This is a genomic window from Flavobacterium sp. J372 (assembly GCF_024699965.1).
Taxonomy (GTDB): Bacteria; Bacteroidota; Bacteroidia; order Flavobacteriales; family Flavobacteriaceae; genus Flavobacterium.
Genome location: NZ_JAJOMZ010000004.1, coordinates 2,733,296 through 2,755,000 on the forward strand (window position 1 = coordinate 2,733,296; position 21,705 = coordinate 2,755,000).

Sequence of the window (21,705 nt, forward strand, 5' to 3'; positions counted from 1 at the left end):
CGAAAGTACAATAAAAAACTTAATTAAAATCTTTAATCAAAGTTTAAAATAACATCCACCCCTATGAATCTCACCCCTAACTTCACCCTCAAAGAATTCGCGTGTAAAGATGGCACGCCTGTACCACATGAATATTTACCTAATGTTACTGAACTCGCTAAAAATCTACAAGTGCTAAGAGATACTCTTGGTGTACCGGTAATAATAACCGGAAGCGGCTACCGAACATCGGCTCACAACAGAAAAGTGAAAGGCGCTACAAACAGCCAGCATCTTTATGCCAAAGCAGCTGATATTAATGCTATAGGATATACGCCTGCTCAGCTTGCTGCTGTAATTGAAAAACTTATTACTGCCGGAAAAATGAAGCAGGGCGGCATAGGTATATACAGGAATTTTGTACACTATGATATTCGCGGAACGAAAGCCAGATGGTAAATTATAAATCTAAAATTGCACCTGCACTTTGTGTAATATTACTGATGCTTTTTTTACTTTCAGAATGTAAACGCAGGGCTGAGAAAGTAAAATCTGAGACAAATCTTACTGCTGTTTTTGACACTGTAAAACATTACAAAAACAAAATAGGTACTCAGTCGGCAACAATAACTACACTACAGCTTGATAAAAGATTATTCCAAAACTTAGTACTTAAAAAAGATATTGAGCTTAAGCAGCTTACAAAAGAATTCTCAACCGTTAAAAGTATAGTCAAAATTAAGACCATCACGCGCCTTGATACAATTTATGTACCTTTTAAGGAAGAAATTGAATGTGCTTTCAAAGTTGAAGACACAGTTAATACAAAACATTACAGTTTTAATTATGAAGTTAAATCTTCCGGTTTAAGGCTATCTCATTTTGAAATACCTAACCAAACAACTGTGGTTACCGGTTATAAACGCAAATGGTTTTTGGGCGAGCAAACACTTACCACAGATATTACGAATTCAAATCCGTATATAAAGACAGAAAATATAATGTCGGCTGAGATTGTTATCCCTGAACCCTGGTACAAAAAATGGTATGTGTGGCTGGCAGCCGGACTAATATCCGGAGCGATGGTAAAATAAACAAAAAGCCCTTCCGTTTCCGGAAGGGCTTTATATCTAAAGAGAAAATTAATTACTTGTTTTCTCCTTTTTCCATTCTTTCTTTCAATTGAGAAAGTGCGTCAATGTCACCAAGTGTGCTTCTTTCAGCGTTGTTTGAAGATGACATATTGCCAGACTCCTGTTGTTGCCTTACATTTTTCTCTTCTTCATCACGGAAAGTAGCTGTGTGAGATGCTACAACACGCTTGAATTCTTTGTTGAACTCAATCACTTTAAAGTCAGCAACATCACCTTTCTTAAGTTTCTTGCCGTCTTCTTTCTCAAGGTGGCGTGTAGGGATGAAAGCAACAATATCGTCGCCAAACTCTACAGTAGCACCTTTGTCAACAATCTCAGCGATAGTACCGTTGTGTACAGAACCTACACCGAAAGAGTCTTCATACTTATCCCAAGGGTTTGCCTGAGTTTGTTTGTGGCCAAGAGAAAGTTTGCGTCCGTCAACATCAAGCTCAAGAACTACAACCTCAAGTTTGTCACCAACGTTTACAAATTCAGATGGGTGCTTGATTTTCTTAGTCCAAGAAAGGTCTGAGATATAGATAAGCCCGTCGATACCTTCTTCAAGCTCAACAAATACACCGAAGTTTGTGAAGTTACGCACAATACCTGTGTGGCGAGAGCCTACAGGGTATTTAGCAGTAATGTCAGTCCAAGGGTCTTGTGTAAGCTGCTTGATGCCAAGAGACATTTTACGATCTTCACGGTCAAGCGTAAGGATTACAGCTTCAACCTCATCACCTACTTTCACGAAGTCCTGTGCAGAACGAAGGTGAGTAGACCAAGACATTTCACTTACGTGGATAAGGCCTTCAACGCCTTCAGCCACTTCGATAAATGCACCGTAGTCAGCAATAACCACTACTTTACCTTTTACTTTGTCACCAACTTTCAGGTCAGCGCTAAGAGCGTCCCACGGGTGCGGGTGAAGCTGCTTAAGGCCAAGTTGTATACGTGTTTTCTCATCATCAAAGTCAAGAATAACAACGTTAAGTTTCTGGTCAAGCTCAAGAACTTCACTTGGGTGGTTGATACGGCTCCAAGAAAGGTCTGTAATGTGGATAAGTCCGTCAACACCGCCAAGGTCAATAAACACACCGTAAGAAGTGATGTTTTTAACAACACCTTCAAGCACCTGGCCTTTTTCAAGCTGCCCAATGATCTCTTTCTTCTGTACTTCGATGTCTGCCTCGATAAGCGCTTTGTGAGAAACCACAACGTTTTTGAATTCGTGGTTGATTTTCACAACTTTGAATTCCATAGTTTTATTTACATACTGATCGTAGTCGCGGATTGGCTTAACGTCAATTTGTGAACCCGGAAGGAAAGCTTCAATACCGAAAACGTCAACGATCATACCGCCTTTAGTCCTGCACTTAACAAAACCATTAACGATTTCGCCTGTTTCGTTAGCATTGATAACCCTGTCCCAAGCTTTGATAGTACGTGCTTTTTTGTGAGAAAGTACAAGCTGGCCTGATTTGTCTTCACGAGAGTCAATAAGAACTTCTACTTTGTCCCCAACCTTAAGGCCCGGGTTGTAACGGAATTCGTTAAGAGAGATAACACCTTCCGATTTTGCATTGATGTCAACAATTGCGTCACGGTCAGTGATACGTACTACAGTACCTTCAACAACCTCATCGCTGTCAGTTGACACGAAAGTTTTAGAAACAAGGTCTTCAAATTCCCTAAGGTTTTTCTCATCTACCGGATCAATACCTTCTTCAAAGTTGTGCCAGTTAAATTCGTTAAGGAATTCTTCCTTTGTTTTAGTTTGTTCAGACATGCTGATAAAATAATTTGTATTCTGTGTATTTACCTGGTTTCGTGAGCAGAGGCAAAACAACAGAAGCGTTTTACATATAAAAGTTTAAACCTTAAGGAAACCAAGACTGCCAAAAGGTGCGCAAAGGTACAACTATTTTTTTGATTACCAAATATTTGCAAAGAGACCGACTGACATTATCTGCATAAAGAAAAAGCTCCACAATCGTGAAGCTCTATTTATAATTCAAAATTTAAAATTAATAATTAATGAGCTATGTTCGCCACCTCTTTGGGGTCGTGCTTGTGTTTAAACATCACGGCAAAAGCAATTGCTATAACAAGAGCATATGCAGCAAACGCCAGCCATATTGAAGGCCAGTCGCGTAGCATAATTGCATTATTGAAAGAACCGTCGGCTGCCACCTGAACGCCTTGGCCGGTTACAAAACTTTCCATAGATTGATTTGCAGGCTCTGTTTCAAGAAATGTGGCGAGTTCCCCTGAGTTGTTAAATGACCGGGTAAAATATTTCTCTATCATCCAACCTGATACAACGCTGCCAAAAACAGCACCGAAACCATTAGTCATCATCATGAAAAGACCTTGCGCCGATGAGCGTATTTTGTTACTGGTGTTCGTCTCAACAAATAGGGATCCGGATATATTGAAAAAGTCAAAAGCCATTCCATAAACAATACAAGAAAGGATGATCATCCACAGGCCGGTTGTAGGATCACCATAAGCGAATAACCCGAAACGCAGCACCCAGGCAAACATACTGATGAGCATTACCTGCTTGATACCGAAACGCCTCAGGAAGAAAGGTATAGCAAGAATAAAAAGCGTCTCGGAAATTTGTGAAATAGACATGATTATTGTAGAATACTCAACAACAAAAGAATTTTCATATTTCGGGAAATGCTTGAATTCGTCAAGGAAAACATCACCATAGGCATTAGTAAGCTGCAATGCTCCTCCTAAAAACATTGAAAACACAAAGAACAGCGCCATTTTATAATTGGCAAACAGTTTGAATGCGCCAAGCCCCAATGTTTCTGACAATGATGAGTTTTCTTTCGTGAGATTCTGCGGAGGGCATTTTGGCAATGTAAATGCGTACAGACCAAGCAATACAGCTGCAATACCGGCAATATAAAACTGGTATTCAGAGGCTTTACTGCCTGTAAGATTGGTAATCCACATGGCAGCGATAAACCCTATAGTACCCCAAACCCTGATGGGCGGAAAGTCTTTAATTACATCATATCCGTTAGACTTTAAAGCAGCGTAAGACACTGAATTACTTAGTGATATTGTTGGCATATAGAAACACATTGCGGCAAACATTACATAAATAAATGTTGCCGGGTCGCCAACCTGCGGAAGATAAAACAGCACAGCTGCATAAAGTATGTGCATGATACCGTACAGTTTTTCAGCATTAATCCATCTGTCGGCAATGATTCCTGTAAGTGTAGGCATAAAAATTGAGGCAAAACCCATTGTTGCGAAAACAAGTCCAAATTGAGTTCCATCCCACTGCCTGGTGCCAAACCAGTAATTAGCTATAGTGATAAGCCACGCTCCCCAAACAAAAAACTGGAGGAAGCTCATGCCCACCAGCCGATTCTTTATTCCCATATATATTGATGTATTGGAATTAACATTTTATTAACGGTCGTAAAACTATTAATAAAATTGAGATTTGCAAGCGCGCGAAAACGTTAAAGTTGAATAGTGTGCTTTGCGAGTGAAACAACTTTCTCAAATTGCTCCTCGCGAGACAGATTTGAGTTATCTATTTCAATTGCGTCACTGGCTTTCAATAATGGAGAATCTGTACGATGACTGTCAATATAATCGCGCTCAGTAACATTTGCCAAAACTTCATCATAACTTACCTCCTGCCCTTTTGCCGTAAGTTCGTCATAACGGCGATGTGCACGTACTTCAGCGCTGGCAGTCATAAATATCTTAAGTTCGGCTTTCGGAAATACAACTGTTCCAATATCACGCCCATCCATCACAATACCTTTATTCTCGCCCATGTGCTGTTGTTGTTCCACCAGTTTGGCACGAACCTCACTTACCTCGGCAACTTTGCTAACAAAACCCGAAACTTCCATTGAGCGTATTTCAGTTTCAACGTTTACTTCGTTCAGGTACATTTCCGCAAAGCCTAGTTCAGGATTAAAAAGAAATTGAAGGCTAACCGTCGGTAAAAGTTTGATGAGCCCTTCCTTGTCAAAACCATCTTTATCTATAAGGCCATGCTGCATGGCAAAATAGGTTACGGCACGGTACATGGCCCCTGTATCAACATACACATAACCCAGTTCACGTGCAAGCTGCTTTGCAAGAGTACTTTTTCCTGTTGAAGAATGGCCGTCTATGGCAATGGTAATTTTCTTATCCAAACTATTGAAGATTAATCATTAAACCAAATAAACTGGTATTGCCTGCCAAAGTATAACGTGAATAGCTGTAATCAAACCTCAGCGAATTGAACCTAAGGCTCAATCCGGCTGATATACCCGAAAAACTCCGCTGGTCCATTATTTTAAGTTCCTGCCCGCGCCTGAAATTGTAACCAACCCGCAGGTTAAAGCTCTTACCCGGAAACAACTCTGCTCCTACAATGACGTGGCGCAATGCATTATTAAAGAACGAAACCTTCTCTTCTGTAGAGCCGCCATCAATGCTTTGTTCCGCACGATTAGGGTTACTGAAGGCAATCTTCCATTGCTGCAGGTTTTCCAGAGTTAAATGCCAGCGTATCGGCACATTCTCTACCTCCTGGCTTATCCCGGCAATAACTTCTATAGGCAAAGGCTCATAATTGCCTGCATAGGTTGTAAACTGCGAACCAATGTTTCTGATGGCAAGGCCTATATTAATGTCATTCACATCATCAATATATATTGCTCCCAAATCAAGCGCCCCGCCGAACGAGTTGTAGCTCTCCAGTGTTGATGATATCAGTTTTGCATTGGCTCCAACATAAATATCGGTGTACGGGATGTTCATTGCATACCCAAATGATACCGCTATTTCGCTGCCGGTAAAGTCGCCCGTAAGCTCACCCATTTCATTACGCCCTTCAAAAGTACCATAATTTACGTAATTCACACCCATATGCAGCGTTTGTACATGCCTGTCATAGGTGTAAGCATATGCTGCTGTACCATAGGTTACCTCACCGTAATAATTCCCATAGTTTACAGAAAGATGGTTATCCATTTCAGGATTTATGGTCGCAGGGTTGAAGATAGCCTGGTTCACGTCATAATCATACAACGTAACAAGCTTACCGCCAAGCGCCGCCTGACGCGGAGAAGTAACGAGGTTTAAAAACTGGTAGGTATACCGCCCGCCTATCTGGCTGTAAGACAAAGCAGTAGTAAAAAGAAATAATAATAGTAACCGGTTTTTAGACATTGAAATATGTGTAGCGCTGCATCTATAACGCAGGTGCGAAGATATTATTTTTAAAATAAATACCGATGAATGCAATACTCAAGAATATGACTGACATTCCAATAAAAATATATTGCAGAGAATACCAAACAAATTGTTAAAGGAAAATTTTACCTTTCTGTTTATAGGTATCTTTATAAATCAAATGGATTTTCACAAGCTAACTTTTTCAAATTTCAATTTCAGATAAAGCGTTATTTTAAAATTTAACTTTTGTAATCATATATAGAGTTGTTATGAATGCAAAAAAAATATATCTCGCGGATGACGATAGTGATGATATTATGATATTTACAATCGTTTTAAAGGAAATTTGTCCACAATGCACGGTAATATCTTTTAATAACGGACTTGAACTTATGGAGGGATTAAAAGATTCAACTGAAAAGCCTGACCTCATTTTTCTTGACATCAACATGCCTGTGGTGTGCGGACTTAATGCATTGGAAAGTATCAGGAAAAATTATCCTGAAGATCGGATACCGGTGATGATGTATTCCACATCAGCAAATGATGATTACATACTTAAGGCTCATAACCTTGGCGCTGATTTTTATTGTATAAAGCCATTTGACCTTGAAAAAATAAAAATTTGTATCTCGCATTTTATAAATATGGAGTTTACGCCCGAAAGGCCCCAAACCAAATTATCAGAATTTCTCCTGAAATGGTAAATAAAAATCCCGCTATACAGCGGGATTCTCTCTTTACAATGTTTTGGCATTCTTTACTTTCTGGTCTGTGATGGCATGCTGTATCACTTCTTTCATTTCTCTTACATAGTGGAAGGTTAGTCCCTCAAGATAATCCTGCTTGATTTCTTCAATGTCACGCCTGTTCTCTTCGCAGAGAATGATTTCTTTAATGTTGGCGCGTTTGGCAGCCAGTATTTTTTCTTTGATTCCGCCCACCGGAAGCACACGCCCTCGCAGTGTGATTTCGCCTGTCATGGCCAAATTTTTCTTCACGCGCTTCTGGGTGAATGATGACACCAGTGAAGTTAGCATGGCTATACCGGCACTCGGCCCGTCTTTAGGCGTGGCGCCTTCCGGCACGTGTATGTGTACGTTATAATTATTCACCACATCCGGACTTATGCCAAACTGCTCTCCGTTGGCTTTGATGTATTCCAGCGCAATAGTAGCCGACTCTTTCATTACCGTACCGAGGTTCCCTGTCATGGTCATATGCCCCTTACCTTTGCTTAGCAGCGATTCTATAAAGAGAATATCACCGCCCACACTTGTCCATGCAAGGCCTGTTACCACACCGGCAACCTCATTGCTCTCATATTTGTCACGCTCCATTTTCGGGGCGCCAAGTATGGTAATGATGTCTTCATCGGTAACCTTACTGTTGTATTCTTCCTCCATAGCAACAGACTTTGCAATGTGGCGTACAACCCTCGCAATCTGCTTTTCAAGCCCGCGCACACCCGATTCACGAGTGTAGCCGCTGATTATCTTTTCAAGCTGTTTACGACCAATGCTCACATCTTTCGGGTTTAGGCCGTGCTCTTTTATCTGCTTTGGCAGCAGGTGGCGTTTGGCTATCTCAACTTTTTCTTCAATGGTGTAGCCTGTCATATTAATAATCTCCATCCTGTCACGCAGGGCCGGCTGCACTGTGCTCATATTGTTTGAAGTAGCTATGAACATCACCTTGCTGAGGTCAAATCCAAGCTCAAGGAAGTTGTCATAGAACTCTTTATTCTGCTCCGGATCAAGAACCTCAAGTAATGCAGATGAAGGGTCACCCTGGTTGCTGTTGCTCAGCTTATCAATCTCGTCAAGCACAAAAACAGGATTGCTGGTACCGGCCTTACGAAGGCTTTGAATAATACGGCCCGGCATAGCCCCTATATATGTTTTCCTGTGCCCGCGTATTTCAGCCTCATCACGAAGGCCGCCCAACGAAATGCGGATATATTCACGGCCCAATGCTTCGGCAACAGATTTACCTATACTTGTTTTACCAACGCCCGGAGGACCGTACAGGCATAGTATAGGCGATTTCATGTCGTTTCTCAGCTTTAGTACCGCCAGGTATTCTATGATGCGCTTCTTCACGTCATCAAGCCCGAAATGGTCTCTGTGAAGCACCTTATCTGCCCGCTTAAGGTCAAAGTTATCTTTGCTGTATTCGCCCCATGGCAAGTCAAGCAGCAGCTCAAGATAATTGCGCTGCGTGCCGTATTCTGCTGCCTGCGGGTTCATGCGCTGCAGCTTGGCAACTTCCTTATCAAACTGAATTTTTGTCTTTTCGTTCCATTTCTTGGCTTTTGCCTTTTGGCGCATATCTTCCACCTCCTGGTCATGGCTTACGCCACCCAGCTCTTCCTGTATGGTCTTCATCTGTTGGTGCAGGAAGTATTCGCGCTGCTGCTGGTCAAGGTCAAAACGTACCTTGCTTTGTATATCATTCTTCAGCTCAAGCTTCTGCAGCTCTACATTCATGTGGCGAAGCGTGGCAAGGGCGCGGTCTTTCAGGTCGTGTATGGCAAGCAGTTCCTGTTTTTCCTTTACAGAAAGGTTCATATTGCTCGACACAAAATTGACAAGAAAAGAGTTGCTTTCTATGTTTTTTATGGCAAAGGTAGCCTCGGTAGGAATGTTAGGGCTTTCTTTTATAATCTGGATGGCAAGGTCTTTAATCGATTCAATAATAGCACGGAATTCGGCATCATCCTGCTCAGGCTTTACCTCGCTTACCTCTTTTGTGGTGGCGCGAAGGTAAGGCTGTTCAGCGGTAACAGTGTCTATTTCAAATCGCTTTTTGCCCTGCAATATCACAGTAGTGTTACCGTCAGGCATTTTCAGCACGCGGAGTATGCGGGCAACGGTACCTACCGGGTGAATATCGTTTTGCCCGGGCTCTTCAACACTTTCATCCTTTTGTGCAACTACGCCAATAATCTTACTGTCGGCATTAGCATCATTAATAAGGCGGATAGACTTATCGCGGCCTGCAGTAATTGGTATCACCACTCCCGGGAATAGCACCATATTGCGCAATGGCAGTATAGGCAATTCGGCGGGTAATTCTTCATTGTTCATCTCTTCCTCATCCTCGGGTGTCATGAGCGGGATAAGCTCTGCATCTGTATCAAGTTCCTGGAATGACAAACTGTCAATATTTAAAATTTTTTGATTAGCCATTTGTATTATAACGTCATTATGTCATTTAACTTTCGCAGCCCATCCTTCTGACGATAAAGGAATATTGCGGTATAAGCTGTAAATCAGCATTAGAAAAGCCTTTGCAAATTTACGGCACAATATATAAACCAAGCATTGTGCCATAAAAAAATCCGCCACGGCGGGCGGATTTAAATATTTTGAAACTATTTTAATATTCAAGATTGAAACTTCCTGCAGTAACATTGATTGGAGTTCCTGTAGGATTGGTAGGGTTTGCAGCCTGGAATTCAAACGTTCCTTTAATCCATCCGCCGGTATTGCTTTGGATAACGATTGACCCTGAAGTAGCCATATACATATCAGTACCTATAGTAACCATAGCTGATGGTATGCCGGCACCAAGGCTGTAAGTACCCGGTGTTATGTTTGAATTTACAACAAGCTGTACGGTACGGCTACCTTCAGTACCCATCAACTGGAGCATACCCATACTGTCATTAGTCAAAGTGGTGCCAAAATCTACAGCTTCTCCTCCTATAGTGGCTTTATATGATTCAACCTGCGGACCTGGGTCTGTTCCGGGGCCGCCACCACCGGGAATTGTTCCTGTATAAGGTACATTGGTAAAGCTGCCGTTTGTGAAAGCTACCGTTGGTAAATTTTCGGTAGGGTTTGAATAATGCCCTGTAAAACTAAATGTACCGGATACTGTTTTAGCGGTAGTATTGATGCTTGTGATAGTTACAGACCCGTTTGAAACACCTGTCTGTACATTAGTATTAGAATAAAAAGCTGTTGCAGTTGCGCTTGGCACATACATCATAGTTGCAGCATTATAAGTACCCGCTGCAATACCTCCCGGTATTGTAAGGGCTACCGATTCGCCCGATGTCCCTCTTAGACCTATTATTGCCATTGTTGTACCCTGCACTTGTGCCTGGGCAGTAGAAGCTACATATGTCTGGTTGCTGAAATCAACCCTGAAAGATGCCGGGCCATTATTATTATTGCCTCCGTTTGGCTGACCGGTAAGAAGGTCGTTATCAAGTTGCTCTGTCTCACATGAAATGAGGCCTGCAGCAGCAAACAAAACCATTATAACTGATAGTAACTTAATCTTTTTCATAATTTTAGTAATCAGGTTTAAAGGCATCAAATATAAGAGTTAAAATTCAAAATCATAAAGTTTTTTTCGGCACCCTTGTTAAAAGAAATATGCCAACAATAAAAAACAGAGTCAGGAAGATTATAGAGTAGCGCATACTGCCAAACATCTGGTCTATAGCTCCATATAAAAGCATACCTATAACAATCCCGATTTTCTCTGTGACGTCATAAAAACTGAAGAATGAAGCCGTATCTGTTGTCTCGGGTAAAAATTTAGAATAGGTGCTTCGTGAAAGCGATTGTATGCCGCCCATTACCAAACCTACAAAGGCAGCCGTTATATAAAAATGTACTGGTAGCGATATAAAAAAAGCACTTACACATATAACAGCCCAGATGATGTTGATGATGATAAGCGCTTTAATATTACCAACCTTTGCCGATAATCTCGACGTAAGCAGCGCACCTGCCACCGCAATAAGCTGTATCAGCAATATACTGATGATGAGGCCCATGCTTTTAGCATCTTCATCCGGCCATGCAATTTCTTCGGCGCCAAAATAAGTTGCTGCCAGCATAACCGTCTGTACCGCCATACTGTAAACAAAGAATGCACCCAGATATCTTTTCAATATTGTGTTTTCCTTCAGTCTTAACCAAACTTTGCGCAGCTCCCGGAAACCGTTCAGCATTACATCACGTGTTACCTTATTCCGAACAGCGCCCTCCGGAAGATAGTAATATGTGTATTGGCTGAAGAGTATCCACCAGATACCTACAGATATAAACGAATAGCGCATGGCCAGGATGGCGGCAGGTTCTTCAGGAGTGCCTTTAATGCCGAAAAGCTCCGGTTTCATTACCATCACCAAATTTAAAATCAGCAATATTACACTACCTATATAACCCATAGAATAGCCTTTAGCGCTTACGGCATCCTGCTGTTCCGGGAAAGCTACATCAGGAAGATATGAGTTATAAAACACAAGGCTGCCCCAAAAGCCTACAAGACCAAACAGGTAGCAAACCAGGCTGAGGTACAAGTTATCTATGCTGAACCAGTACAGGCCAATACACGATATTGCGCCTATGTAACAGAAGAGTTTTAGGAATGACTTTTTGTTACCGGCATAATCCGCTATACCTGATAGCAATGGCGATATGAACGATACGATGAGGAAGGCAAATGCCGTAACAAAACTGATGAGTGCTGTGCCCTTCACTTCATTGCCAAAGAATGACAAGGTACCGCTGTCAGGAATTATGTGGCTGTAAAAAATGGGGAATACCGCCGAAGCGATTACAAGGCTGTATACAGAGTTGGCCCAGTCATAGAAAGCCCAGGCGTTCAGCAGTTTTTTGCTGCCTTTTTGCAGTTGTGCCATAAGTATAGTGATTGGTGAACCAAAGCTAAACTATTTTTCGGAATGATAATCAACAAAAAAAGCCATCCGTTGCCGGACAGCTTTTCCAAACCATTAAATTTATATCAAATTAAAACTTAACGCCAAACTTGGCTGCCTGTGCCTTGGCGTTGGGTATATTTTTCTGTATGTTGGCAACACGTGTAGCGCCAGATGGGTGCGTGCTCAAAAACTCAGGTGGTGCACCCCCTCCTGAATTGGCTTCCATCCGTTTCCAGAAATCAACTGCCCTGTCAGGGTTATAGCCGGCAATAGCCATAAGGGTAAGCCCTATTTCATCGGCTTCATTTTCATGTTTCCTGCTGAAAGGCAGCGTACCGCCAATTTCACTGGCTACGCCATATGCCTGCATCCATAATTGCTGAGCCTGTGTACTCTGTCCTGATGTAGCCACTCCTACTCCTACCGCACCAAGCTGCTGCAGCTGCCCGGCGCTCATACGCTGCGCCCCATGGTTTACCAGTGCGTGTGCCACCTCATGGCCCATAACGGTTGCAAGCCCGGCCTCATCTTTTGTTATAGGGAGTATGCCTGTGTATACTACAATCTTACCGCCGGGCATACACCATGCGTTCACCGCAGGATCCTGCACCAGGTTATACTCCCATTGGTAGCCCTCCAGATATCCCTGATAACCATTGGCATTGAGGTATTTTTCAGCGGCAGCCCTTATCTTTTGCCCCACCGTAACTACACGCTGTGCATCTGGGGTGCCTTTTATTACTTTATTCTCTTTCAGAAATTGGTCATATTGCGCAAACGCCGTAGGAAATATCTGGTCGTTCGACACAAAATTCAGGTCTTTATTACCTGTGAACGGGTTGGTTGAACAGGCCAGTATAAGCCCTGCCAAACCTGCAGAAAGTAAGAATACGCTCTTTCTCATACGAAGGATAATTATTAAATTATACTCAAATTTACTAATTTCCTTTTATATGTAATTCCGAAAAATCCTTGCTTATAGTTAAAGTATTGTGAATATTTAATTTCAGTTCTTCCAGCGACACTTCTTCATTATCTATTTGTACCGAAGCCACTGTAAATGGCAGGCCTATCAGGTTTATGGTGAAGAAATTATATGGTGTTGTAAACTTACCTTCTTTATGCTGCGTTATTACAAGCTCTTTCTCTTTGCCTGTCATTTTAAATGTGCGCAGGCTGTAACGGCCTTTGGTATAATCATAGCCATCCTGTGCATCTTCAAACACAGTTGAGGTTTCTTTGCCATCCTTATAATATACATCAAGAGTCAGTTCATCAAACTCAAGTTCACCTACGTATTGCTGAACCGGGTATTTCGGGATGATGGCGCCTGCCTTAACAAAAACCGGAATCTGGTCAAACGCCGCGTCTACCCAAACTTCTTTACCACCTGTCACATTCTCATTATTCCAGTAGTTATACCATGTACCGCGCGGAATGTACATCCTGCGGCCCAGCGTATTGGGTTCAAGGATTGGGCATACCAATATCTGGTTACCGAAGATGAACTCATCGGTACGGTAATGTGTCTGCGTGTCTTCCTGGTCAAAATATACCAACGGCTTCAGCATAGGTATGTTCTCATTAATGTACTCCCAAAACATTGTATACAGGTACGGCAGCAATTGGTAGCGCAGTTCTATGAACTTTCGCGTAACGTTTATCACCTCCTCATCAAAAGCCCATGGCTCCTGCTCGCCGTGATGGCCGGAGGAGTGTGTACGGCAGAAGGGGTGGAAAACGCCAAGCTGAATCCATCGCGTGTAAAGCTCACCTGTTGGCTGCTCTGCAAAACCGCCTATATCACTGCCGGTAAAGCCCATACCACTCAGGCTCATGCGCTGAACCTGCACGTTGGCAATCCATAGATGTTCCCAGGTTGCCACGTTATCGCCCGTCCATGAAGAGGTGTAACGCTGCGCGCCGGAGTATGCCGAACGCGTAATTATAAATGGCCTCTTGGGGTAAGAGAAGCGTTTTACGCCCTCATACGTAGCCCTTGCCATTTGTGTACCATATATATTATGTGCCTTTCGGTGGCTGCACGGGTGGCCGTCATAATCGTGCCTTACATCAAGCGGGAAGGTTTTTGTAGGCACTTCCATCACGGCAGGCTCGTTCATGTCATTCCACACACCTTTCACGCCAATTTCGCCAACTAGTTCTTTAAACAAACCGGCCCACCATTCGCGTACTTCAGGATTGGTATAATCAGGGAAATTGCATTCGCCAGGCCATACCTTGCCTTTCATATAAGGACCGTCTGCCCGTTTGCAGAAATAATCTTTTTCAATCCCTTCCTTGTACACCCAGTAGTCTTTGTCTATCTTAATGCCCGGATCAATAATCACAATGGTTTTAAAGCCATCTTCCGCAAGCTCATCAACCATGCGTTTCGGGTCAGGGAAGTATTCTTTATTCCAGGTAAAGCAGCGGAAACCTTCCATATAGTCAATATCCAAATAAATTGCATCACAAGGTATTCGCAGCTCGCGGAATTTTGCAGTAATCTCTTTTACTTTACTTTCAGGGTAATAGCTCCATTTGCACTGGTGGTAGCCCAGCGCCCAAAGCGGCGGCAGTTCGGGCTTACCCGTAAGGTCGGTATAGGCTGTTACCACATCGCTCATTTGGGGGCCGTAGAAGAAGTAATAGTTCATCTCGCCCCCTTCGGCCCAAAAGCTGGCAACATTACGGCGCTCGTGGCAGAAATCAAAAAAACTGCGGAACGTATTGTCAAAGAATACGCCGTAAGCCTCTTTTCCATTCAGGCCTATATAGAACGGAACGGCCTTGTACAGCGGCTCCTGGTCTTTACCGAAAGCATACTGGTCGGTTGCCCAATTCTCGAGCCGTTTGCCCTTCAGGTTCAGGTGTGTGGCTTTATCGCCCAATCCATAGAAATTTTCTCCGTCACGCGACACTTTACTCATCTTCACCACATTGCCGCCGTATTCATATATTTCCTCCCAGTGAAAGCCCTGCTCATCTTCAAGGAGTACATTTCCTTCAAGGTCATATATTCCGGCCCTAAGATCGGCTTTATGTATGTGGCACTCTATTTTACTGGTGACAAGCTTATAATATTCCGCTTCTTCCGAAACAGAAAAGTGGTTATAGCCTCGGGAATGGTTTTCGTCAATAGCGTAGGAAAAGTCAGGGCTAAAATACCCTTTTGTGGTAAACCGGAATCGCAGCAAGCTGTCACGCAGCACGGTTATCCTGAGGATGACATTATTTTCGGTGTAAAAATAAGCGCTGTCTGATTCTTTCCTGAACTCTGTTATGTGTGATGGGTAGAGATTACCCTTAACTTCTAATTCGGTATTGGTGATCATAGTATAAAAGCAAAAGTCTCAAAGTTATAAAGTTGAGGTAATTACAGGTGATTTATTTTTTACGCAAACGTTGACGTGTTGATAAGTAGTGAGTGGTTTTCCACTGCGCTCGGACTGACAATAAACAATAGGTTGTCACATCGAGCGCAGTCGAGATGTTGTTATTTAATCGAAAATACAATCACCCCCCAACGGCGGCAATGTCATCGCTGCGGAAAATGGCCTGCCATTCCAGGGAATCATATCGGTTTTTAGTTTTTTGTTCTTTACCCCGCTTCCGCCGAAATCCTCATCGTCACTGTTGAAAATTTCTTTGAGTTTACCTTCAGCAGGTATACCGATACGGTAATTTTCACGGATAACAGGTGTCATGTTGCAGACAATAATGAGATTCTCTTCGGGATTATTTCCTTTGCGGATGTATGAAAGCACAGAATTCTCATTGTCGGTGTAGTTTATCCATTCAAAGCCATCAGCTGTAAATTGCTTCTCAAAGAGTGCAGGCTGTTTTTTGTAAAGTTTGTTCAGCGCACGTACCAGGTTTTTGATGCCCCGATGATAATGATAATCAAGCTGGTGCCAGTCAAGGCTTTGCTCAAAGTTCCATTCAGCGCCCTGCCCGAATTCGCCACCCATAAACAGAAGCTTTGCGCCCGGATGAGTAAACATAAAACTATAGAGCAAACGCAGGTTCGCAAATTGCTGCCATTCATCGCCCGGCATACGGCCCAATATTGAGTGCTTGCCATAAACCACCTCGTCATGGCTCAGCGGCAGCATGAAGTTTTCAGTAAATGCGTATGTCATACTGAAAGTAAGATCATTCTGGTGGTGCTTCCTGTAAATAGCTTCCTTCTTGAAGTACTCCAGCGTATCGTGCATCCAGCCCATCATCCATTTCATCCCGAAGCCAAGCCCCCCGATATAGGTAGGCCTTGACACCATGGGGAATGATGTGCTTTCTTCAGCAATTGTTTGTACGCCTTCAAAGCTTCTGTAGACTTCTTCATTCAGTTCTTTAAGGAAGCTGATGGTCTCCAGATTCTCGCGCCCGCCATAAATATTCGGCTCCCATTCGCCATCATTACGCGAATAATCAAGATACAGCATTGAGGCCACAGCATCAACACGAAGCCCGTCAATATGATATTTATCAAGCCAGAAAACGGCATTGCTTATAAGGAACGAGCGCACCTCGTTTCGACCGTAATTGAAGATAAGGCTCTTCCAGTCGGGGTGATAGCCCTTGCGTCTGTCGGGGTGTTCGTAAAGATGTGTGCCGTCAAAGAAGCCAAGGCCATGCGCATCTTCCGGGAAATGTGATGGCACCCAATCCAATATCACACCAATACCCGCCTGATGCAGCTTATCCACTAGTACCATAAAATCATCCGGTTTACCGAAACGCGCTGTCGGGGCGAAATATCCCACCAGCTGGTAACCCCATGACGGGTCATACGGATACTCCATTACCGGCATAAACTCTACATGGGTGAAGTTCATATCTTTTACATACGCCACAAGCTCGTCAGCAAGCTCTATGTAACTAAGAAAGCGGTTACCGTCTCCCCTGCGCCACGAACCCAGATGCACCTCGTAGACTGAATAAGGTTTATCCAAACCGTTCTTATCACGGCGGTTGGCCATCCATTTGGTATCTTTCCATTTGTGATGCGTATCCCAGACTATAGAGGCTGTTTGCGGCGGCTTTTCGCAATAGAACGCGAACGGGTCGGCTTTCTCAGTCTTAATGTCGTTGTGATGCGAGTGTATTTTGTACTTGTATTTTGAGCCTTTATCAACCTCTGGAATAAACCCTTCCCATATGCCTGAGCCATCCCAACGGACGTTGAGCGGATGCTCGCCCTCCAGCCAATAATTAAAATCACCTACCACGCTCACTGCCTTAGCCGACGGCGCCCATACGGCAAAGTACACGCCTTTCTGGCGGTCAACTTCGGTAAGATGCGCCCCGAGCTTTTCGTAAAGCCTATAGTGTTTCCCTGCCTTAAAAAGGTCTATGTCAAAATCTGTAAAAAGGGAATGCGGAATTGTTTTGTTCATTTTTATTATTTTTTCGCACTGGATGGCAACCTTAAACTTTAAACGGCGCAGCCTAATACCCCATTATACTCGCTATCCCTCTCAGCGGAATCACCGCCCAACGTGGACGTGAGTTCAGCTCGTAGCCCAGCTCGTACACCGCTTTTTCAAGGATACAGTACTTTAGCAGGAAAGCAATTTCTTTGTTGTAGCCAATATTGAGGTTACCTTCCTGGGCTTTTTCAATATAGGTGTCGAGGTATACGCCTACCATGTAATTAAACAGCAATTCGCCGGCCTTGAACAGCTCTTCCTGCGAGAATGGGTATTTGTCTTTGTTGTTGAAGATCGTAGCGTAAATCGCGTAATGGAACGACCTGAACAGTCCTGCCACATCCTTAAGCGGCGGCTGCTTTACCTTCCTGTCGCGTATGGTGCTTTCCGGCTCACCCTCAAAGTCCAGGATGTAGAAATCATCGCCGTCAACCAGCACCTGCCCCAAATGATAATCGCCATGTATACGTATGCGCTCGCTCTTCAGCTTTGTCCAGTCAAAATCAAGGAAATGGCTGCGTATGGCCTTTTTCTTGTCGAGGAACTGGTGTGCCAGCTCCAATGCAAGCCCGTCGAGTTTGTGCAGGTTGTTCTCAATTGTGTTCAAACGGTTCTGGAACTGGTATATCAGCCTGTTCTTCAACCAAACCGTATAATCACCGTTATACGTTGTGGGTGTGAAAGAAGTGTCCGTAGTATCGCCACCCAATGCTATGTGCATCTCTGCCGTGCGCTGTGCCAGCGTTCGTACGCGAAGAAACAGCGTAAGCCCTGCCCAGTCAATTATTTCCGGGGGTATGTTATTTATCTTTATCGTCCTGAACAGCTCAAAATCAGGAAGCTTGTCAATCTTTATCTTCTTAGCCTGCAGGTTGTCAAACACCCCGTCAATCACCTCCAGCATATACTTCCAGGCATCGCCCTGGTTGTCTACCAGTTCCTGCATGAGAGCTAGTGTAATGTTATCGCCAGCCATTTCAACATTAATGCTGCCTTTATACGCGGGTGTGTGCCTGTAATGCATTTTCTCGGTAAGGAAACGGCTTATTTCATAGTCGGGGTTGGTGCTCACATATATCCTGCGGAAGAATTTAAGCACAAGGTTATCGTTATAGATAATGGATGTGTTGCTTTGCTCCATCCCCATAAACCGTGACGACTCGTACTTCACATCTTTCATACCCTTACCCCGGTGATATTTTACGTGTGGCGTATTTTTGCCGCCGCCGCTCACAATGTTTTCAAACACCATACGGCGGAAATCTTCCTGATGCAGCGCATCTACAAGGTAGCCTTCTACGCCATTAAGAGTAACCGGCGCGATGAGTGTTTTGGTATCCAGCTCATCTTCAGCCATAAAGGCCACAGGCATAAAGTAATGCTGCAGGAATGCCTCTTTGTAATTTACTTCTATAAGTACGCCGTAATACGTGTTCTTTTCTGATGCCACCTTAAAATGGTCAACAATCTCAATATACTTCAGCGTACTGGCTTTGCCTCCATACCATCGTTTCTTGAGGATATAATTTTCAAGGATATCTGATGCGAAAACCTTGATAAACTCTTCATCTTCAAAAGCATGCTTCCAGTCGGCCTTAAACACGAATGGCGCATTAAACGTATCTTGTATGGAAGTTGGCATAATTATTTCTCGATTTTAAATAAATGGAAAGGCAGCGCGGGGTGCAGCTCGATGAAGTTCCACTCTTTGTCCCAGTGGTAGCTGTTGCCCGTGATGAGGTCACGTACCACAATATTTTGTCCGGACTGAATGCCAAGCGACTCGAGAGGCAGCTTTAGCCAGCCCTGTTTTGAATAGTATGCGTCAAGGCTCACCACCATAAGGGTTTCATTTTGGCGGCTGTCATCATATTTATAGTATGCAATAAGTTGGTCATTATCAGTATCGCAGAAATCAATATTGTTAGTCTGCTGCAGCGAAGCATTCTCACGGCGCACCTGGTTTATCTTGCCGATAAGCGTGGTGATCTTGTTCTTTTTCTCCCAATCCCAGTGGCGCACCTCATACTTTTCAGAATCCATATACTCCTCCCTTCCCGGGATGGCATCGGTAACCATATGTTCGAAAACAGGGCCATATATACCAACGCTTGAGCTTAGTGTCGCTGCCAGGAAATACTTCTGTAAATGTGTTGCCTCATTTGCTCCCTGTAACGGAAACGGGTTAATATCCGGCGTATTCGGCCAAAAGTTGGAACGGAAAAACTCTTTCTGTTCGCTTTGTGTAAGCTGTGTTACATATTCAATAAGTTCAGCTTTAGTGTTGCGCCATGTATAATACGTGTAAGATTGCGTAAAGCCCACCTTAGCCAGGGCATCCATGATTTTAGGACGCGTAAAAGCTTCCGCCAGGAACAAAACATCAGGGTATTTCTTCTTCACTTCAGCAATGAGCCATTCCCAGAAATAAAACGGCTTGGTGTGCGGATTATCAACCCTGAAAACGCGAATACCACACTCCTCCACCCAAAACAGGGCTGCGCTAAGCAACTCTGCCCACAGGTTCTTCCAGTCGGCACTTTCAAAATAAATCGGCAGTATATCCTGGTATTTCTTAGGCGGGTTCTCGGCATACTGCACCGTGCCGTCCGGCCTCCACTTAAACCATTGCGGGAATTCTTTTACATACGGATGGTCAGGTGCGGCCTGCAGTGCAAAGTCCATCGCTATCTCAATACCGAGTCCTTTTGCTGTATTTACAAGCTTTTTAAAATCCTCAAGCGTACCCAGTTCAGGGTGAATGCTTTTGTGCCCGCCGTATTGCGAGCCTATGCCCCAGGGCGAGCCAACATCTCCCGGCTGTGCGGTAGTGGCGTTATTCTTCCCCTTTCGGTTTACTTCACCAATAGGGTGTACGGGCGGAAAATACAGCGTATCAAAACCCATTTCTGTCACGCGCGGCAACAGTTTCTCGCAGTCCGCAAAGGTGCCGTGCTTGCCTTTTTCTGAAGATGCACTACGCGGGAAAAACTCATACCAAGTACTGAACAATGCTTTCTGCCTGTCAACATACACTTTAAACTCCTTCGTTTGATGTGAAAGGAATCTTGAAGGATACCTGGTAAAAACATCTTTAAGTTTACCCGACTGCGCTTCAGCCGCAGCTGCATCATAAGCTGAATCATCTGCAAACATTGTTACAAGTTTTTGCAAATATTCCTTTTCAGGCTTTGTAACCTTATCAAGTAAAGCTTTAATGTATTCAGCTCCCTCACTAAGTTCAGACGTTATACGCTGGTTGTCTTTAATCTTGCGGCCAGTGCCGTATTGCCAGTTCAGGGCATAGTCAATCCAGCCTTCTACACAATAGCTGTAAAAGCCCTGCTTTTCAACTGTAAAAGTCGCCTCCCAACTGTCGTTGCCAGTTTCGTGCATACGCACTTCCTGCCATTTTTTATCTTTCTCATGGCGGTACTTCACTACAGCGGCCATAACATCATGACCGTCTGAAAGTATATCGGCTGTCACTGTCACTCTCTGGCCAACAACCCTCTTTATAAAATATTGTCCGTTATTTATCTGCGGCTTTACATTCTCTATGTGTACACGTCGCTGGTCCTGCATTTTAAAGTATATTTATGCTTTTAAAAATAGTTAAAAAAGCATTCATTTAACAGTTCACAATAAGTTTTAGCAATATGTCAGGAAACGATAAAAATCACCGCCAATCTTTGAAAATTCCGAAACCGATAAAGGTAACTGCTAAAATTTTGGAAGTAACTTCCCGCAAAATGGCGGCTAAGTTTGCCATGAAGATTTTCACCACGCCCATGAAATTTAAATTGCCTGCACGTGAGGAAGAAATGGACTTAAAGAGCCGGCAGGAGATTGTGAAGATTCCTGCAATCAATAAAGGAGTCAATGTATATCATTATGGTGAAAGTGATAAAAAGATATTATTGGTGCACGGCTGGAGCGGTCGGGGTACACAACTTCACAGTATTGCAAATAAGCTATTAAAATGTGGCTACAGCACAGTAAGTTTTGATGCGCCTGCACACGGTAAAGCGCCCGGAAAGACCAGCGACATGACCGAATTCATTGCTGCAATCCTTGAACTTGACAAGCAATACGGCCCGTTTGAATTTGCCATTGGGCATTCGCTTGGTGCGATGGCTGTTCTCAATTCCATAAAGCGGGGGCTGAAAGTAAAGAAGGCAGTGACTATTGGGGCAGGTGATATAATTGAAGACATCATGAACAGCTTTACGAAAAGTTTAGGCATGGAAGTTGCAAC

The 21,705-nt window shown here is 43.5% G+C and carries 16 protein-coding genes (1 of these 16 running past the window's edge); 4 read left to right on the plus strand and 12 right to left on the minus strand.

The annotated features are described in order from the left end of the window. The first annotated feature begins 63 nt into the window (after positions 1-63). Together LRS05_RS13625 and LRS05_RS13630 are read left to right on the plus strand one after the other, a co-directional pair. Positions 64-438, plus strand: a complete 375-nt coding sequence (locus tag LRS05_RS13625; protein ID WP_257868821.1) for a D-Ala-D-Ala carboxypeptidase family metallohydrolase — start codon at positions 64-66, stop codon at positions 436-438. A gap of 44 nt (positions 439-482) precedes the next feature. Continuing rightward, positions 483-1,073 carry a DUF6549 family protein gene (locus LRS05_RS13630; protein ID WP_257868822.1) on the plus strand — a complete coding sequence of 197 codons (591 nt, stop codon included), beginning with the start codon at positions 483-485 and terminating at the stop codon, positions 1,071-1,073. A 52-nt stretch (positions 1,074-1,125) separates the two neighbouring features. On the opposite strand, the gene rpsA is transcribed toward LRS05_RS13630, so the two are convergent. From rpsA to porQ, 4 genes are all read right to left on the minus strand, one after another. Further along, positions 1,126-2,901: a 30S ribosomal protein S1 gene (gene rpsA / locus LRS05_RS13635; protein ID WP_257868823.1), complete on the minus strand. Its 1,776-nt coding sequence runs from the start codon at positions 2,899-2,901 to the stop codon at positions 1,126-1,128. A gap of 245 nt (positions 2,902-3,146) precedes the next feature. Continuing rightward, on the minus strand, positions 3,147-4,523 hold the full coding sequence (locus tag LRS05_RS13640) for a nucleoside permease (protein WP_257868824.1): 1,377 nt from the start codon (positions 4,521-4,523) through the stop codon (positions 3,147-3,149). A gap of 83 nt (positions 4,524-4,606) precedes the next feature. After that, on the minus strand, positions 4,607-5,299 hold the full coding sequence (gene cmk / locus LRS05_RS13645) for a (d)CMP kinase (RefSeq protein WP_257868825.1): 693 nt from the start codon (positions 5,297-5,299) through the stop codon (positions 4,607-4,609). 1 nt (position 5,300) lies between these two features. Further along, entirely contained in the window at positions 5,301-6,320 is a 1,020-nt protein-coding gene (gene porQ, locus LRS05_RS13650) for a type IX secretion system protein PorQ (protein WP_257868826.1), read from the minus strand. A gap of 275 nt (positions 6,321-6,595) precedes the next feature. On the opposite strand from porQ, the gene LRS05_RS13655 reads away from it, so the two are divergent. Further along, the gene (locus tag LRS05_RS13655) at positions 6,596-7,033 is read left to right on the plus strand and encodes a response regulator (protein ID WP_257868827.1); all 438 of its coding nucleotides are present in this window, start codon (positions 6,596-6,598) and stop codon (positions 7,031-7,033) included. Between the two features lie 33 nt (positions 7,034-7,066). Here the strand turns inward: LRS05_RS13655 and lon are convergent, their stop codons facing one another. From lon to LRS05_RS13695, 8 genes are all read right to left on the minus strand, one after another. Beyond that, positions 7,067-9,517, minus strand: coding sequence for an endopeptidase La (gene lon, locus LRS05_RS13660; RefSeq protein ID WP_257868828.1), 2,451 nt, complete (start codon positions 9,515-9,517; stop codon positions 7,067-7,069). Between the two features lie 190 nt (positions 9,518-9,707). Continuing rightward, the gene (locus LRS05_RS13665) at positions 9,708-10,625 is read right to left on the minus strand and encodes a DUF6252 family protein (protein WP_257868829.1); all 918 of its coding nucleotides are present in this window, start codon (positions 10,623-10,625) and stop codon (positions 9,708-9,710) included. A 52-nt stretch (positions 10,626-10,677) separates the two neighbouring features. Beyond that, entirely contained in the window at positions 10,678-11,991 is a 1,314-nt protein-coding gene (locus tag LRS05_RS13670; RefSeq protein WP_257868830.1) for an MFS transporter, read from the minus strand. A gap of 109 nt (positions 11,992-12,100) precedes the next feature. Then, positions 12,101-12,916, minus strand: a complete 816-nt coding sequence (locus LRS05_RS13675) for a M48 family metallopeptidase (RefSeq protein ID WP_257868831.1) — start codon at positions 12,914-12,916, stop codon at positions 12,101-12,103. Between the two features lie 34 nt (positions 12,917-12,950). Then, on the minus strand, positions 12,951-15,350 hold the full coding sequence (locus tag LRS05_RS13680; RefSeq protein WP_257868832.1) for a glycoside hydrolase family 31 protein: 2,400 nt from the start codon (positions 15,348-15,350) through the stop codon (positions 12,951-12,953). Between the two features lie 165 nt (positions 15,351-15,515). Continuing rightward, positions 15,516-17,414 carry a 1,4-alpha-glucan branching protein GlgB gene (gene glgB / locus LRS05_RS13685; protein WP_257868833.1) on the minus strand — a complete coding sequence of 633 codons (1,899 nt, stop codon included), beginning with the start codon at positions 17,412-17,414 and terminating at the stop codon, positions 15,516-15,518. Positions 17,415-17,466: 52 nt separating this feature from the next. Then, entirely contained in the window at positions 17,467-19,089 is a 1,623-nt protein-coding gene (locus LRS05_RS13690) for a trehalose synthase (protein ID WP_257868834.1), read from the minus strand. A gap of 2 nt (positions 19,090-19,091) precedes the next feature. Next, positions 19,092-21,032 carry an alpha-1,4-glucan--maltose-1-phosphate maltosyltransferase gene (locus LRS05_RS13695; RefSeq protein ID WP_257868835.1) on the minus strand — a complete coding sequence of 647 codons (1,941 nt, stop codon included), beginning with the start codon at positions 21,030-21,032 and terminating at the stop codon, positions 19,092-19,094. A gap of 107 nt (positions 21,033-21,139) precedes the next feature. Here LRS05_RS13695 and LRS05_RS13700 point away from each other — a divergent pair, with 107 nt between their 5' ends. Further along, a protein-coding gene (locus LRS05_RS13700; protein ID WP_308224935.1) for an alpha/beta hydrolase crosses the window boundary here: on the plus strand, positions 21,140-21,705 show its 5' portion. The gene runs 265 nt beyond the window's last position; the window shows 566 of its 831 coding nt (coding positions 1-566); it begins with the start codon at positions 21,140-21,142; its stop codon lies off the right edge, out of view.

Excerpts from the sequence above, each read along its gene's own strand:
- LRS05_RS13625 (WP_257868821.1), top strand. The coding sequence starts at position 64 with ATGAATCTCACCCCTAACTTCACCCTCAAAGAATTCGCGTGTAAAGAT.
- LRS05_RS13630 (WP_257868822.1), top strand. The coding sequence starts at position 483 with ATGCTTTTTTTACTTTCAGAATGTAAACGCAGGGCTGAGAAAGTAAAA.
- rpsA (WP_257868823.1), bottom strand. The coding sequence starts at position 2,901 with ATGTCTGAACAAACTAAAACAAAGGAAGAATTCCTTAACGAATTTAAC.
- LRS05_RS13640 (WP_257868824.1), bottom strand. The coding sequence starts at position 4,523 with ATGGGAATAAAGAATCGGCTGGTGGGCATGAGCTTCCTCCAGTTTTTT.
- porQ (WP_257868826.1), bottom strand. The coding sequence starts at position 6,320 with ATGTCTAAAAACCGGTTACTATTATTATTTCTTTTTACTACTGCTTTG.
- LRS05_RS13655 (WP_257868827.1), top strand. The coding sequence starts at position 6,596 with ATGAATGCAAAAAAAATATATCTCGCGGATGACGATAGTGATGATATT.
- lon (WP_257868828.1), bottom strand. The coding sequence starts at position 9,517 with ATGGCTAATCAAAAAATTTTAAATATTGACAGTTTGTCATTCCAGGAA.
- LRS05_RS13665 (WP_257868829.1), bottom strand. The coding sequence starts at position 10,625 with ATGAAAAAGATTAAGTTACTATCAGTTATAATGGTTTTGTTTGCTGCT.
- LRS05_RS13670 (WP_257868830.1), bottom strand. The coding sequence starts at position 11,991 with ATGGCACAACTGCAAAAAGGCAGCAAAAAACTGCTGAACGCCTGGGCT.
- LRS05_RS13675 (WP_257868831.1), bottom strand. The coding sequence starts at position 12,916 with ATGAGAAAGAGCGTATTCTTACTTTCTGCAGGTTTGGCAGGGCTTATA.
- LRS05_RS13680 (WP_257868832.1), bottom strand. The coding sequence starts at position 15,350 with ATGATCACCAATACCGAATTAGAAGTTAAGGGTAATCTCTACCCATCA.
- glgB (WP_257868833.1), bottom strand. The coding sequence starts at position 17,414 with ATGAACAAAACAATTCCGCATTCCCTTTTTACAGATTTTGACATAGAC.
- LRS05_RS13690 (WP_257868834.1), bottom strand. The coding sequence starts at position 19,089 with ATGCCAACTTCCATACAAGATACGTTTAATGCGCCATTCGTGTTTAAG.
- LRS05_RS13695 (WP_257868835.1), bottom strand. The coding sequence starts at position 21,032 with ATGCAGGACCAGCGACGTGTACACATAGAGAATGTAAAGCCGCAGATA.